The organism is Bradyrhizobium sp. F1.13.3 (assembly GCF_040548265.1).
Taxonomy (GTDB): domain Bacteria; phylum Pseudomonadota; class Alphaproteobacteria; order Rhizobiales; family Xanthobacteraceae; genus Bradyrhizobium.
The window spans coordinates 1-1,090 of the sequence record NZ_JBEPRI010000072.1; the positions used below are offsets into that span (position 1 = coordinate 1).

1 protein-coding gene is annotated in these 1,090 nt (G+C 64.9%); it reads left to right on the plus strand.

The window, feature by feature from the left end:
* The coding region (gene groEL / locus ABIB66_RS43510; RefSeq protein ID WP_354260133.1) for a chaperonin GroEL at positions 1 to 960 on the plus strand (960 nt) is incomplete at its 5' end.
* Positions 961 to 1,090 lie beyond the last annotated feature (130 nt).

The following is a 1,090-nucleotide window of genomic DNA, read 5'->3' on the forward strand; positions in this document are numbered from 1 at the left end:
TCCTCGCTGAACGAGCTGCTCCCGCTGCTCGAGGCCGTGGTGCAGACCGGCAAGCCGCTGGTCATCGTCGCCGAGGACGTCGAAGGCGAAGCGCTCGCTACCCTGGTCGTGAACCGTCTGCGTGGCGGCCTGAAGGTCGCGGCCGTCAAGGCTCCGGGCTTCGGCGATCGCCGCAAGGCCATGCTGCAGGACATCGCAGTGCTGACCGGCGGTCAGGCGATCTCCGAGGATCTCGGTATCAAAATGGAGAACGTGACGCTCGCCATGCTCGGCCGCGCCAAGAAGGTGATGATCGACAAGGAGAACACCACGATCGTCAGCGGCGCCGGCAAAAAGGCCGACATCGAAGCGCGCGTGGCTCAGATCAAGGCGCAGATCGAGGAAACCACCTCGGACTACGACCGCGAGAAGCTCCAGGAGCGTCTTGCCAAGCTCGCAGGTGGCGTCGCGGTGATCCGCGTCGGCGGCGCAACTGAAACCGAAGTGAAGGAGCGCAAGGATCGCGTGGATGACGCGATGCATGCGACCCGTGCAGCTGTGGAAGAAGGAATCGTGCCGGGCGGCGGCGTCGCCCTGCTCCGCGCCTCCGAGCAGCTCAAGCGCATCAAGACCCAGAACGACGACCAGAAGACCGGCGTCGAGATCGTGCGCAAGGCGCTTTCCTGGCCCGCTCGCCAGATCGCGATCAACGCAGGCGAGGACGGTTCAGTGATCATCGGCAGGATCCTCGAAAAGGAGCAGTATTCCTACGGCTTCGATTCCCAGACCGGCGAATACGTCAACCTGATCTCGAAGGGCATCATCGACCCGACCAAGGTGGTGCGTGTGGCGATCCAGAACGCGGCCTCGGTTGCGGCCCTGCTGATCACCACGGAAGCCATGGTCGCCGAACTGCCCAAGAAGGGCGGCTCCGGCCCCGCAATGCCTCCGGGCGGCGGCATGGGCGGCATGGACTTCTGATCCGATGATGTCGTCCCGGACGAAGTGGGGGGGCAACCCACCCCCACCCCCACCCGGGCCCACCCCCCCCACCAAAAAAAAACACAACACCCCCCCACCTGTTTTTTTTTGTGGCGCCGCAGGCCGCGCG